Annotated in this window: 15 protein-coding genes; 9 read left to right on the forward strand and 6 right to left on the reverse strand. The window is 57.1% G+C overall.

The window, feature by feature from the left end:
* The first annotated feature begins 110 nt into the window (after positions 1-110).
* Both F552_RS0112915 and dinB read left to right on the forward strand, forming a co-directional pair.
* Positions 111-1,739 carry a GGDEF domain-containing response regulator gene (locus tag F552_RS0112915; protein ID WP_018152172.1) on the forward strand — a complete coding sequence of 543 codons (1,629 nt, stop codon included), beginning with the start codon at positions 111-113 and terminating at the stop codon, positions 1,737-1,739.
* 105 nt (positions 1,740-1,844) lie between these two features.
* Entirely contained in the window at positions 1,845-2,918 is a 1,074-nt protein-coding gene (gene dinB, locus F552_RS0112920; protein ID WP_018152173.1) for a DNA polymerase IV, read from the forward strand.
* Positions 2,919-2,947: 29 nt separating this feature from the next.
* On the opposite strand, the gene F552_RS0112925 is transcribed toward dinB, so the two are convergent.
* The gene (locus F552_RS0112925) at positions 2,948-3,907 is read right to left on the reverse strand and encodes a TerC family protein (protein WP_018152174.1); all 960 of its coding nucleotides are present in this window, start codon (positions 3,905-3,907) and stop codon (positions 2,948-2,950) included.
* Positions 3,908-4,109: 202 nt separating this feature from the next.
* On the opposite strand from F552_RS0112925, the gene F552_RS0112930 reads away from it, so the two are divergent.
* Positions 4,110-4,958 (forward strand): SDR family NAD(P)-dependent oxidoreductase, encoded by an 849-nt coding sequence (locus F552_RS0112930; RefSeq protein WP_018152175.1) that lies wholly within the window; start codon positions 4,110-4,112, stop codon positions 4,956-4,958.
* 47 nt (positions 4,959-5,005) lie between these two features.
* On the opposite strand, the gene F552_RS0112935 is transcribed toward F552_RS0112930, so the two are convergent.
* The 4 genes from F552_RS0112935 to minC all read right to left on the reverse strand — a co-directional run bounded on the left by F552_RS0112935 (position 5,006) and on the right by minC (position 8,040).
* A complete protein-coding gene (locus F552_RS0112935; protein WP_018152176.1) occupies positions 5,006-5,983 on the reverse strand; it encodes a quinone oxidoreductase family protein in 978 nt (325 codons plus the stop codon).
* A gap of 104 nt (positions 5,984-6,087) precedes the next feature.
* Complete coding sequence (gene minE / locus F552_RS0112940) at positions 6,088-6,348, reverse strand: cell division topological specificity factor MinE (RefSeq protein ID WP_018152177.1); 261 nt, start codon at positions 6,346-6,348, stop codon at positions 6,088-6,090.
* 3 nt (positions 6,349-6,351) lie between these two features.
* A complete protein-coding gene (minD, locus tag F552_RS0112945) occupies positions 6,352-7,167 on the reverse strand; it encodes a septum site-determining protein MinD (RefSeq protein WP_018152178.1) in 816 nt (271 codons plus the stop codon).
* 114 nt (positions 7,168-7,281) lie between these two features.
* On the reverse strand, positions 7,282-8,040 hold the full coding sequence (gene minC / locus F552_RS0112950; protein WP_018152179.1) for a septum site-determining protein MinC: 759 nt from the start codon (positions 8,038-8,040) through the stop codon (positions 7,282-7,284).
* A 178-nt stretch (positions 8,041-8,218) separates the two neighbouring features.
* Here minC and rfaE1 point away from each other — a divergent pair, with 178 nt between their 5' ends.
* Positions 8,219-9,166: a D-glycero-beta-D-manno-heptose-7-phosphate kinase gene (gene rfaE1, locus F552_RS19370; RefSeq protein ID WP_018152180.1), complete on the forward strand. Its 948-nt coding sequence runs from the start codon at positions 8,219-8,221 to the stop codon at positions 9,164-9,166.
* 100 nt (positions 9,167-9,266) lie between these two features.
* Positions 9,267-10,274 carry an ADP-glyceromanno-heptose 6-epimerase gene (rfaD, locus tag F552_RS0112960; RefSeq protein ID WP_026182701.1) on the forward strand — a complete coding sequence of 336 codons (1,008 nt, stop codon included), beginning with the start codon at positions 9,267-9,269 and terminating at the stop codon, positions 10,272-10,274.
* Positions 10,275-10,412: 138 nt separating this feature from the next.
* On the opposite strand, the gene F552_RS0112965 is transcribed toward rfaD, so the two are convergent.
* Positions 10,413-11,465, reverse strand: a complete 1,053-nt coding sequence (locus F552_RS0112965) for an NADP(H)-dependent aldo-keto reductase (RefSeq protein WP_018152182.1) — start codon at positions 11,463-11,465, stop codon at positions 10,413-10,415.
* Positions 11,466-11,589: 124 nt separating this feature from the next.
* On the opposite strand from F552_RS0112965, the gene F552_RS21120 reads away from it, so the two are divergent.
* From F552_RS21120 to F552_RS0112980, 4 genes are read left to right on the forward strand one after another with little or no spacing between them, the layout of a single operon-like run.
* Positions 11,590-11,790: a cysteine-rich CWC family protein gene (locus tag F552_RS21120; RefSeq protein WP_373280224.1), complete on the forward strand. Its 201-nt coding sequence runs from the start codon at positions 11,590-11,592 to the stop codon at positions 11,788-11,790.
* The gene (locus F552_RS0112970) at positions 11,787-12,533 is read left to right on the forward strand and encodes an SDR family oxidoreductase (protein WP_018152184.1); all 747 of its coding nucleotides are present in this window, start codon (positions 11,787-11,789) and stop codon (positions 12,531-12,533) included. The genes F552_RS21120 and F552_RS0112970 overlap by 4 nt, the downstream gene beginning before the upstream one ends.
* Before the next feature lie 2 nt (positions 12,534-12,535).
* Positions 12,536-13,087, forward strand: a complete 552-nt coding sequence (locus tag F552_RS0112975; protein WP_018152185.1) for a putative glycolipid-binding domain-containing protein — start codon at positions 12,536-12,538, stop codon at positions 13,085-13,087.
* Positions 13,088-13,112: 25 nt separating this feature from the next.
* Positions 13,113-13,682, forward strand: a complete 570-nt coding sequence (locus F552_RS0112980; RefSeq protein WP_018152186.1) for an RBBP9/YdeN family alpha/beta hydrolase — start codon at positions 13,113-13,115, stop codon at positions 13,680-13,682.
* Positions 13,683-13,685: the final 3 nt, after the last annotated feature.

Below are 13,685 nucleotides of genomic sequence, written 5' to 3' on the forward strand. Positions count from 1 at the left end.
TGCCTGAACGTCCGTTTTTTTGATCATGCTGTTTAAAAACATGCCGGCTGTGTGTGATGGTGCCTGTGGCAAGGCGGTAGTGCACTTGCAGAAAGATAGACCCGATACCCATGAATACGCTGTATACACCGACCGAGCTGTTTGAACGCCGACGCAATCTGGTAGAGGCATGGCAGCGTTATGAAGCCTGTGCGGCATTCGATCATTTTGTCGAGTTTGTCGTGTGCCTCAGCAGTACCACCGAATTCTTAATCAACAAGGGTATTGCCGGCCTGATGCAGCATGCACAGGCACTGGAACAGCACGCGCTGGAACTTTTTGGCGCCACGCACCCGCTGGAGCGCACGCAGACCGAGCAGTTATCCGACAAGCTGGTAGCGCTTGAGCGACAGCTGCAACAGCATATCGAGCGACTGCAAATGGCGCAGGAGCGCCGGCGCGCGGTGTCAGAGGACGGGTTGCCGCATGAAGTACCGGGGTTTCGCAGTGTCTGGCTGCTGAGCGAGCGACCTGACAAATGGCAGGGCATGCTGGTGCAACTGGGCTATTTTGGCTTGTCTGCCAGTGCGCATCGCTGGGGTGAAGTCCCGCCCGTGACCGACGACATGCCGATGCTGCTCATCGATGCCCACGACGTCGAACAGGACGTCTGGCGGCAGCGGGTTCAGAGTTTGCGTAACAGTTTCCCGACCTGTCGTATTGTGGCGTTTGCCGTGCGGTCCGAATTCTCTCTCTTGCAACAGTCGCTGGCAGAAGGTTGTGACCTGTGCCTGCTGGAAGGCACCCCGGTGCACCAGATCGTGGCCCAGTTGCTGACGCTGAGCGAGGCAAAGGCAGACGACCCTTACCGCATTCTGATCGTCGAAGACTCCAAAACCGCGACCAAAATTACCCAGCTGGCTTTAAATGAGCCCGGCATCACTACCCATGCGATTGATCATCCCGACAAGGTCTTGCATGAACTGGCGGCTTTCAAGCCGGATCTGATCCTGATGGACATGCACATGCCCGGCTGTACCGGAGTGGAGGCTGCCCGGGTGATTCGCCAGCATAATCAGTATCTGTCGATCCCGATTCTGTACCTGTCCAGCGAAACCGATGTGGCGCTGCAGATCGAAGCGCTACGCTTGGGCGGTGACCTGTTTCTGACCAAGCCGTTTAACCCGGTGTTTCTGAATGCGATTGTCAAAAGTACGGTAGAACGTTACCGGGCGCTACGCTGGTCGATGTTCCGCGACAGCCTGACCGGCTTGCATAACCACACCAGCACCAAGTCTGCACTGGAAAGTACGATGCAGACCATGCACAAGCAGCAGCGCCCCATGTCGGTCATCATGATCGACATCGACCGCTTCAAGCAGGTGAATGATCAGTACGGGCATCCGGTGGGGGATCAGGTGATCCGCAGCATGGCCTGGATGTTACGGCGACGTTTGCGCAAGAGCGATATTGTCGGGCGATACGGTGGCGAGGAGTTTCTGGTGGGCTTGCCGGGGGCCGATGCCGAGCAGGCCAAACAGGTCCTGGATCGTATCCGGGAAGACTTTGGCCAGTTGCAGCACCCGAATGGACACGGGGTATTTCAGGTGACCTTCAGCGGCGGCATTGCCGATAACCGCGAATCTGTGCACGTAGAAGACCTGATCAAGGCGGCGGATGCTGCCTTGTACGAGGCCAAGCGTGCCGGCCGTAACCAGTTGCAATGTCATGTGCTTACCCGGGATGCCTCCCTGGTTTGACGGCATACAAGTCGCTGACAAATATATAGAACGAACGTACAATAACGTTTCTTTGTTTCTACAGGACACTATCCGACACATTCGCCTGTCGATAGCCGTTGCCGCATGTCATCAGATGCCCGGAAAATCATACATATTGATTGCGACTGTTTCTATGCCTCGGTAGAAATGCGCGACGAACCGGCCTGGCGGGATATTCCGCTGGCGGTTGGCGGGGCGGCAGATCGCCGTGGCGTGATTGCCACCTGCAATTATCTGGCGCGGAAATTCGGCGTACGCTCGGCCATGTCCACCTACAAGGCCATGCAGCTGTGCCCGCATCTCAAGGTGGTCCCTCCCGACTTTGCCCGCTACCGGGCGGCATCCATGCAAATCCGAGATATTTTTGCTGACTTTACCGACAAGATCGAGCCGTTGTCCCTGGATGAAGCCTATCTGGATGTTACCGGCATCGACCTGTGCAAGGGCAGTGCGACCCTGATGGCCCAAGCCATCCGGACCCGTATCGAGCAGGAAGTGGGCATTACTGCCTCGGCCGGAATCGGCCCCAACAAATTGCTGGCCAAAATTGCCAGCGACTGGAACAAGCCCAATGGCCAGTTTGTGATTCGTCCGGAAGAGGTGGGGGAGTTTATCCGCACATTACCGGTGGCCAAGTTATGGGGGGTCGGCAAAGTGACGGCTGAACGCTTGCATCAGTTGGGAGCAACGACCTGTGCCGACTTGCAGGCATGGCCGCTCACGACCCTGATCGACCGGTTTGGCAAGTTTGGTCACCAACTATATGAACAGTGTCGCGGCATAGACAAACGACAGGTTGCCCCGCACGAACGCCGCAAGTCCTTATCGGTAGAATATACCTATGATCAGGATTTGCCTGACGAAGCCAGTTGTCTGGAAAAGCTGCCGGCCTTGTATGCTGACTGGCAAAAGCGCATGCAGCGCTCCGCCACCGAGTTGCCGCACAAGGCCTTTGTCAAAATCAAGTATGCAGACTTTACCCAGACTACCATGGAGTGCGTTTGCGATGCGCCGGATATGGCGGTGTTTAGCCGTTTGCTCAAGCAGGCCCTGCCGCGCCGACAGCTGGCGGTGCGGCTCCTGGGCATTGGTGCACGTTTTGCGGACCATGAACCGGTGATGCAGGGCGAGCAACTGCGCCTGTGGGAAGATGACTGAGGCACGGGGCATCCGTCATCCCAATCCGTTTACACGGTTTGTTTTTGTGGTTTGCTCTGGCGCAGTGACAGGATGACCGAACCGGCAATCAGCAAGAACACCACCCCCAGCGATACGCTGACCGGGATCTTCCAGAATTCGACGATCAGCATCTTTACACCGATAAAGCCTAATACCAGGGCCAGGCCATACTTGAGCAGATGGAAACGGTCTGCCATGTCGGCCAGCAAGAAGTACATGGCGCGCAGCCCCAGAATGGCAAAGATGTTACTGGTAAACACGATAAACGGATCCGTCGTGACGGCAAAAATCGCCGGAATGCTGTCTACGGCAAAGATCAGGTCAGAAAACTCGATCATCAGCAACACCAGCAGCAGGGGCGTACCGTAGCGGATACCGTCCTTGAGGACGAAAAACTTCTCGCCATGCAGCTCGTGGGTCAGCTTGAGGTGTTTCTTTAGCCAGCGCAGCAGTCCATTGCTGGCCAGGTCGTTTTCCCCCTCGCTGGCAAACCACATCTTGATGCCGGTAAAGACCAGAAAGGCACCAAAGAAGTACAGAATCCAGTGGAAGCGGGCGATGAGCGCACTACCAACCACAATCATGACGGCCCGCATGATGATGGCGCCGAGAACGCCATAGACCAGCACCTTGCGCTGGTACTGCGGCGGTACCGAAAAGTAGCTGAAAATCATCAGGAAGACAAAAATGTTATCAACCGCCAGGGCTTTCTCGATCAGGTAGCCGGTAAAGAAGGCCAGCGATTTCTCGTTGGCAATGTCTCGCCCGGCAGTAGCATCCAGATACACCCACAGACCCAGATTGAACAGCATGGCAATGCACACCCAGACGGCAGACCAGCCCAGGGCTTCCCGGGTCGAGATTTTATGGCTGCCTTTGGTTTTCAAGGCCAGCAAGTCGATGGTCAGCATGATCAGTACGATCACGATAAAGCCGGACCAGAGGAGCGGGTTGCCTGCGGAAGACATAGGTAGGTACCTTTGGGTGAACAAGAATCAATCGTATTATCTGGCATTGGACAAGACCGGCCTCCGGTTAGTTCATCCGGCGACAAGAGTTTTACGTGCGACCGTGGCTGAATCGTCATGGAGACGTATACAATAGGGGCCGGATTTCTCAGGGGGGCGGACACATGCTACCCGTCGACACACACTTGAATGGACACGCTTGATGACTGAACGCAGCATTTTGATTACCGGTTGTTCCAGTGGTATTGGCTTGTGTGTGGCCAAAGGATTGACCGAGCGCGGCTGGCGCGTGTTTGCCACGGCCCGCCGGCCAGAGGATGTGATTCGCCTGCAGGATGATGGTCTGGAAGCGCTGCAGCTGGATGTGGCCGATTCCGAGAGTATCCATACGGCTGTTGCCATCATTCTGGGGCGTACCGGCGGCAAGCTGGATGCTCTGTTCAATAATGCTGGCTACGGCCAGCCGGGTGCGGTAGAGGATCTGACCCGCGAGGCCATGCGAGCACAGTTTGAAACCAATCTGTTTGGTGCGCTGGAGCTGACCAATCTGCTGATTCCGGTCATGCGCAAACAAGGACACGGACGCATCCTGTTTAACAGTTCGATTCTCGGGTTTGCGGCCATGCCGATGCGTGGCGCCTACAATGCCAGCAAATTTGCCATGGAAGGACTGGTGGATACGCTGCGGCTGGAGTTGCGCGGCACGGGCATTTATCCGTCACTGATCGAACCAGGCCCGATTCGCAGCAAGTTCCGGCCCAATGCGTATCTGGCTTACCAGCAGTACCTGCAGCCGCATATCCAGCGCAAAGCCGACCCGATACACCAGGCCATTTACCAGACTCTGGAAGCCCGGCTGACCAAAGAAGGGGCGGTGGTGCCGTTTACACTGGGGCCGGAGGCGGTCTTGAAAGCGGCGATTCATGCGCTGGAAAGCAAGCGCCCCAAGGCGCGTTATCCGGTGACGACGCCCACCAAGGTATTTGCCATTCTGAAGCGAATCTTGCCGCAACGCCTACAGGACTGGGCTCAAGTAAAAGCGGGGAGCTAAAGCCCCCCGTTGTTTGTTGTGCTTCCGACCGCCATGATCTCAGGTGTTTAGCCAGGGATCAGCACCGTAGAACCGGTGGTTTTGCGTGCTGCCAGGTCAATCTGTGCCTGCGCGGCATCGGCCAGCGGATAGCGCTGGTTGACTTCAATTTTTACCTTGCCGGAGAGGACGACCTCAAACAGTTCACCGGCCGCTTTGTCGAGCGCTGCCCGGGTGGCAATATGCGGCGCCAGGGTAGGGCGTGTCAGGTAGAGCGACCCTTTGGCCGCCAGAAGGCTTGGCTCAAAGGCGGGAACTGCCCCCGATGCGTTGCCAAAGCTGACCATCAAACCACGGGGACGCAAGCAGTCCAGCGAGGTCATGAAGGTATCTTTGCCAATGCCGTCATACACCACCGGTACGCCTTGACCGCCAGTCAGGTTTTTCACTTCCTTGACCAGATCGACTTCCGACAAGATAAACACATGGTCGCAACCGTGTGCACTCGCGATGTCGGCTTTGGCCTGGCTTGAGACGGTGCCAATGACCGTCGCACCCAGTGCCTTGGCCCATTGGGTAGCAATCAGCCCGACACCACCGGCTGCTGCATGTAGCAAGATGGTATCGCCCGCTTTGACGTCATAGGTCTGGCGCAACAGATACTGGCTGGTCAGCCCTTGTAGCATCATGGCGGCCGCCTGCTCGAAGCCGATACCATCCGGCAGTTTGACCAGATTTTTGACCGGGTAATTGCGATCTGACGCATAGCCGCCAATCGGTCCGCCGGCATAGGCAACCCGGTCGCCTACCTTGAAATCCGTGACGCCGTCTCCCACCGCTTCTACCACACCCGCCCCTTCTTGACCGAGGCCAGACGGCAAAGGAACAGGGTAGAGGCCGTTACGGTGATAAATGTCGATGAAGTTCAGTCCGGCAGCATGCTGATGGATGCGCACTTCGCCCGGGCCTGGCGGCGGCAGGTCGATCGTTTCCAGTTTCAGGACCTCGGGTCCCCCATGTTCATAAAAACGGATGACTTGGCTCATGTACTACTCCGGGCAATGACATTCAGGTTGGTACGGATTGCTTGAGAGGGCGCAGCATCATGAAGACGGGGTCTGCATGATGCTGGCGACAGAACAGATGATGATCAGCGCGTGACTTCTGGCAGCTCGATTTTGACTTCCAGCACTTCCAGGTTGTCCTGTTTTTCCAGATGCACCTTGATGTCATCCGGGTTGATGGACACATACTTGGAAATCACGGCAACCAGTTCACGTTGCAGTGCCGGCAGGTAATCCGGTGCTGCAGACTTGCCGTTGCGCTCGTGCGCCAGAATAATCTGCAAGCGCTCTTTGGCAACGCTGGCGGATTTTTTCTTTTCTCCTAGCAGGAAACTCAGGAATGACATGACTTATCTCCCGCCAAACAGACGTTTGAAGAAGCCTGGTTTCACGGCATCCACAAAACGCAATGGCTTGTCTTCACCCAGGAAGCGGGCCACCACGTCTTTGTAAGCTTCGGAGACATCGCTGCCATGCAGGTGAACGGCTGGCACACCCTGGTTGGAGGCTTGCAAGACGCTTTCGGACTCTGGTACCACGCCAATCAGTGGCACGCGCAGGATTTCCTGGATGTCTTCCAGAGACAGCATGTGGCCGTCTTCTACGCGCAGCGGGTTGTAACGGGTAATCAGCAAGTGTTCCTTGATCGGCTCTTTGCTGTCCATGGCGCGCTTGGTTTTGGAGCCCAGCATGCCCAGAATTCGGTCCGAGTCACGGACAGAGGAGACTTCCGGGTTGGTCACGATCAGGGCTTCGTCAGCAAAATGCATGGCCAGCAGGGCGCCAGTCTCGATACCGGCAGGCGAATCACAAATGATGTATTCAAACCCCATGGCGATCAGGTCGTTCAGGACACGTTCTACGCCTTCCTGGGTCAGGGCGTCTTTGTCCCGGGTCTGGGAGGCCGGCAGGACAAACAGGTTTTCGCACTGTTTGTCTTTGATCAGTGCCTGATTGAGGTTGGCTTCGTTGTGAATGACGTTAATCAGGTCATAGACCACACGGCGTTCGCAGCCCATGATCAGGTCCAGGTTACGCAGACCCACATCAAAGTCGATGACGGCAGTTTTGAAGCCGCGCAGGGCCAGGCCGGAGGCAAAGCTGGCACTTGTCGTCGTCTTGCCTACGCCACCCTTGCCAGATGTTACCACGATGATTTTGGCCATCTTGTGTTGTTCCTTTTCAATGTATCTACCTGTTTTCAGGCAGATAGGGAGGTGTAAATCACTAAAATTCTTTTGCAGCCACATCCCTGTATGTCACATGGCTGGCATCGCGGATCAGAGCACCAAAGGCTCCATGATCATTTTTTCGCCATCCAGCCGGATTTGTGCGGCTTTGCCAGCGACATTGGCCGGTAGCGGTGTATCCGTTGTACGGTAGATTCCCGCAATAGACAACAGTTCCGGCTCCAGGTGCGTGGTGAAGATGCGTGCGTCCATATTGCCGCGGGCACCCGCAATGGCCTTGCCGCGCAGCGGGGCATAGACATGGATGCAGCCGTCGGCGATGACCTCGGCACCAAAACTGACCGCGGCCAGTACCACCAGGTCGCCGCCTTTGGCATAGACCTGCTGGCCGGAGCGCAGGGGACGGTCGACCACCATGGTGATACCCGGTGTGGCGACTGGTACTTCCTTGATGATTTCACGTACGACTTCCTGCACCACGGTTTCAACCCGGGTGGCAGGGGCAGCAGCGGCGACGTGAGAATCCGGTGCTTCGGTCAGGCCGGCATCCAGCGCAGCGTTCATTTGGGCATCGTTACCGCCCTTGGCCGCAATCGGGATCATCTTGTACTGGCGCAGAAGGGGAATCAGCGTGGCAAAGTCCGGGACCACGGCGCTGTCAGCCACCAGGGACAAATCAATGACCACCGGGTCCTGGCTGAAGAAGTTGGGGGTCTTGCCCAGACGCTCTGCCAGCTCTTGTGCCAGTTCGTTCAGGTCGGTTGTTTTTAGTACCACTGCGATCAGCGTCAGCGTGGCGCTTTTCAAGTCAAATATGGCCGGGGAATGCCCAGAAGAAGCTACTGTCATGTCGCGATGGGCTCTTAAAAAGTGCGTAATAATCAAAGGTATCAAGTTTACCGGTGAGTGGTAGTAAGAACAAGTTTTACCCGCCAGATTTGCGCTTTTTTGCAGTCGCTTAACCGCGTTCCGCGTGCTTTCGCGTTACAATCGCGTTTTGTCAGTCCGTCATGGAATATCAAGCATCATGGCATTAACCAAAGATACCCTGCGCCAGCGTCTGCAAAAGGCAAACGTTCTGGTGGTTGGCGATGTGATGCTGGACCGTTATTGGTTCGGCGAAGTGAACCGTATCTCTCCGGAGGCGCCGGTGCCGGTGGTCAAGGTCGAGTCCGTCGAGGAGCGCCCGGGCGGTGCCGCCAACGTGGCGCGCAACATTGCGGCGCTCGGTGCATCGGCCGGCCTGCTGTCTGTCGTGGGCGATGACGAACCTGCCATGGCGCTGGACCGGCTGCTGGCCGCAGATGGCGTGGATGCCGGCTTGTTGCGCGACAAACAGCTGGTCACGACCGTCAAGCTACGGGTGATTGGCCGTCAGCAGCAATTGTTGCGCATAGATTTCGAGACTCAGCCAAGCCACGAAGTCCTCGCCGCCAAACTGGCCGATTTTGAAGCCCGTTTGCCAAATGTGGACGTGGTGATCTTGTCGGACTACGGCAAGGGTGGGCTGGCGCATATCCATAAGATGATTGCGCTGGCGCGTGCCGCGGGCAAACCCGTGCTGGTAGACCCGAAAGGATCGGACTGGTCGCGTTATGCCGGGGCGACGCTCATTACCCCTAACCGCAGCGAATTCAAGGACGTGGCTGGCGGATGGTCCAGCGACGCCGAGCTGGCAGAAAAAGCCCGTCAGGTCCGCGAAAAATTCAACCTGGACGCACTGCTGGTAACCCGTAGCGAAGAGGGTATGACTTTGTTTGACGCCAGTCATACCTTCCATCAGCCGACCCTGGCGCGGGAAGTGTTTGACGTCACCGGGGCTGGCGACACGGTGATTGCCACGCTGGGGCTGATGCTGGCAGCGGGCGAGTCGCTGGATGCTGCTGTCGAATGGGCCAACCGTGCCGCAGGGATTGTGGTCGGCAAGCTGGGTACCGCGGTGGTACACCCGGACGAGTTGTTGGCCGACATCTGAGCCGGATGGCGCGTCAGCAAGACGCTGCCAGACAAATGAGGCGTGCGCGCTGGAAAAAATTAACCGGGCTGGTCATGTGACGGGCCCTGGCAGGAGATAGATTATGTACGTTGTAACAGGGGCAGCAGGCTTTATCGGGTCCAATCTGGTCAAGGCCTTGAACGAGCGCGGCATTACCAACATTCTGGCGGTGGATAACCTGACCAAGGGTGACAAATACCGCAATCTGGTGGATTGCGAGATTGCCGACTTTCTGGACAAGGAAGACTTCATCCAGATGATTGCGGCCGGTGATCTGGATGGCCAGTTGACCATGATTTTCCATCAGGGCGCGTGTTCTGACACCATGGAGCATAATGGCCGCTACATGATGGAAAACAACTATCGCTACACCCTGCATCTGTTCGAGTTCTGCCAGCAAGAAGAAATCCCGCTGATTTATGCCTCTAGTGCGGCCGTGTATGGCACCACCAGCGTGTTCCGCGAAGAACGTGAATTTGAAGGGCCGCTGAACGTGTACGGCTATTCCAAGTTCCTGTTTGACCAGATCATCCGCCAGCGTATCGAAACCCTGACCGCACCGGTGGTGGGGCTGCGTTACTTCAACGTCTACGGCCCGCGCGAGCAGCACAAGGGCCGCATGGCCTCGGTGGCCTACCATCTGTACAACCAGTATTGGGAAAACGGCAAGATCAAGCTGTTTGAAGGCAATGACGGTTACGCCAACGGTGCACAGATGCGCGACTTCATCTCCGTTGAAGACGTAGTAAAGGTCAACCTGCACTTCATGGATAACCCGGAAGTGGCCGGCATTTTCAACTGCGGTACCGGCAAGGCGCAAAGTTTTAACGATGTCGCCGTGACGGTGGCCAATACCTGCCGCCAGGCTGAGGGCAAGCCAGTCTTGTCACTGGAAGAACTGGTGAAGGAAGGTGTGCTGGAATATATTACCTTCCCGGACGCGCTCAAAGGCAAGTACCAGAGTTTTACCGAGGCAGACACGGTGCTGTTGCGTGAAGCCGGTTATGAAGAGGACTTCCTGACCGTGCAAGAGGGCACCAGCCGCTATGTGGAAGCACGCCTGAAAGCCGATGGCCGCCTGAAGTAAGCAGCGGACAGGGCGGACCCATTGGGGGATGCAGTGGTGGAAATCGCTGCGCTCCTTGCGCCCAAGATTTTGTGATGCATCACCAGACACAAAGCCAGCAAGCCCTGACCGGTTGCTGGCTTTGTGCTTTTGGGTGGCTTAGGGTGCCGGATTAGGGTGCTGCGTATGGATGGCCTGAATCTCTGCCAGCAAGTCGGCATTCAGGGTGACATGCACGCTCTCCAGGTTTTCTTTCAGCTGATCCAGATTGGTGGCGCCAATCAGATTGCTGGTGACAAACGGCTGCCGGTTGATAAAGGCCAGTGCCATTTGTGCCAGTGACAAGCCATGTTGGCGTGCTACCTCTGCATACAGGGCCGTGGCGCTGGTGGCTTCCTTGTTGGTATAGCGGCTAAAGCGCTCGAACAGGGTCAGCCGGGCTTTGTCCGGCTTGGCACCATTGAGGTACTTGCCGGACAGTACGCCAAAGGCCAGTGGCGAGTAGGCCAGTAGCCCCACCTGTTCCCGGTGAGCGAACTCCGCCAACCCTACTTCAAACGAGCGGTTTAACAGGCTGTAGGGGTTCTGGATGGAAACGACGCGGGGCAGCCCGAGTGCCTCTGCATAATGCAAAAAGCGGGATACACCCCACGGGGTTTCATTGGAAAGCCCGATGTAACGGATCTTGCCGGCATCCACCAGTTGCTTCAGGGCGTGCAGTGTTTCTTCGATCGGCACGGCGCCCGGGTTGTTTTCTTCTGCGGTATAACCCAGCTGGCCAAACATATTGGTTTTGCGATCCGGCCAGTGCAACTGGTAAAGGTCGATATAGTCAGTTTGCAGGCGCTTCAGGCTGCCATCGACGGCCTCGGTCAGGTTGGCCAGGTTGAAATTCAGTTTGCCGCCGCGTACATAGCCGGGCTGTTTCGGGTTCTGGGCCGGGCCGGTGGCTTTGGTGGCCAGAATCCAGTCCTTGCGGTCTTGGTGGCGGGCAAAGTATTCCCCCACAATCCGTTCGGTTTCCCCTTGGGTCTCGGCACGTGGCGGGACCGGATACATTTCGGCCACGTCGATCAGGTTGACGCCATGCGTTTTTGCCAGCCGGATCTGCGCGTGTGCTTCATCCAGCGTGTTCTGTTCTCCCCAGGTCATGGTGCCCAGCCCGATCAGGCTGACTTTCACATCGGTTTGTCCCAGTTGACGGTATTCCATGTACAAACATTCCTTTAATATGTTGGCTGAGGCAGGATGGCTTGTGCGGTACTTTGCAGGCTAAACGTTGTGAATCATCTTGGCGTAAAATCCAGCGCCTGTAAACTGGTTTGAGAGGTTGGCCGTGATCCCGGAATCATCAACTACTTGCCCATTGTGTGGTGGCAACAACCAGTGCGCGCCAGCCATCTGCGGTCGGCTGGACGTTGACTGCTGGTGTAGTGACAAGACATTTCCGCCGGCTTTGCTGGCACAAGTACCGGCTGACTTAAAGCACAAGGTCTGCATCTGTGCTGCTTGTCTGGAGAAAGCACAAACATCATGAACCGTATTGCATTGGTGACAGGCGCAAGCCGGGGGATAGGCGCAGCGACTGCTCGCTTGCTGGCCACACAGGGCTACCATGTGTGCGTGAATTATGTCCGTAACGAAGCCGCTGCCAATGCCGTGGTGGCACAAATCCAGTCAGATGGCGGGCAGGCATTTGCCGTCCAGGCGGATGTGTCTCAAGAAAAGGACGTGTTGCACCTGTTTCAGCAGATAGACCGTTATCAGGGCTACCTGCATGCGCTGGTGAACAATGCGGCTATCCTGATGCCGCAGATGCGGGTAGAGGACATGACGGCAGACCGGATCAACCATATGCTATGTCATAATGTGACCAGTGCGTTTCTCTGTAGCCGCGAGGCGGTGCGCCGCATGTCAACCCGGCATCTGGGCAAAGGCGGGTCTATCGTCAATGTTTCGTCTGCCGCCGCCCGGCTGGGTTCTGCGGGCGAGTATGTGGATTATGCGGCCTCAAAAGGCGCCATCGACACCCTGACCAAGGGGTTATCGATTGAAGTCGCGGCAGAAGGCATCCGGGTGAACGCGGTCCGGCCTGGGTTTATTTATACCGACATGCATGCCAGTGGCGGTGAGCCTGGTCGGGTAGACCGCATCAAGTCCAGCTTGCCCATGCAGCGGGGCGGGCAGCCGGAAGAAATTGCCGAAGCGATTGTCTGGTTGCTGTCGGATGCCGCGTCGTATGTGACCGGCACCTTTGTGGATGTAGCAGGAGGGCGATAAGCGTGACAACATTACCGGTACAGCGGGTCTGGATAAGACAGGATACCCCGGGTAAAGAACGATGCTGCCTGGCGCAACACGGCGACACATGGCGTTTGTCAGGCGAGGTAAGCGTCGAGGCCGAAGATGCCCGTCTGTCTTACGAGATCATTTGCGATGCCGGCTGGATCACCAGAACCGCCAGCATCAAGGGCAGTCTAGGGGCTGCTGTAGTCGACCTGCAGATTTGCCGTGACGCGCAGGGCCAGTGGTGGAGCAACGGCGAGTTGCTGCCCGATCTGGCTGGGTGTGCCGATATTGATCTGGGGTTTACGCCGGCAACCAACACCTTGCCGATCCGCCGCTTGCAGCCGGCGATGGGTACAACGGTGGCGGTGACGGCCGCATGGTTACGCTTCCCGGACCTGACATTCAGCCCTTTGCCCCAACGCTATACGGCGCTGGCGGACGGCTTGTACCGGTACGAGAGTGCCAATGGCAGTTTTACGGCCTTGTTGCGTGTGGATGAATATGCGCTGGTGCTGGACTATGGCGATATCTGGCACGCCGGATAATCAAGATACCTGGGAGACATGCAGCATGAATGTAGACGAAACCGGTTTACCCCCGGTGCTGATGGTGGCCGGCTTGTGGAATTCGGGCCCGCAGCATTGGCAGACCCACTGGGAGCAGCGTCACCCTGACTGGCAGCGCGTCCAGCAAGCCGACTGGACGACGCCTGTCTGCAAAGACTGGGTTGACGCCCTGGAGCTGGCGATACGGGCCTGTAAAGCGCCGCCGATACTGGTAGCGCATAGCCTGGGGTGTGCGCTGGTTGGCCACTGGGCGGCTTCTTCGCCCCGAGGGCGTGTTGCAGGTGCCTTGCTGGTAGCCCCCAGCGATGTGGATGCCCCAAGTTACCCGGACTGTACCCAGGGTTTTACACCCATGCCAATGGCCGCCTTGCCGTTCCCTTCGCGGGTAGTGGCCAGTACGGAAGACGAATACGTCACCCAAGCACGCGCCAGCCAGTTTGCCCGGGCATGGGGCAGCGAACTGACCTGGCTGGACAACGCCGGCCATATCAATGGCGCTTCCGGCTATGGTCCGTGGCCAGAGGGCGAGGCCTTGTTGTTATCGTTTGCAAGCAACATCTCTTCATCATCTTAACAA

The organism is Leeia oryzae DSM 17879, from assembly GCF_000376945.1.
Classification (GTDB): Bacteria; Pseudomonadota; Gammaproteobacteria; order Burkholderiales; family Leeiaceae; genus Leeia; species Leeia oryzae.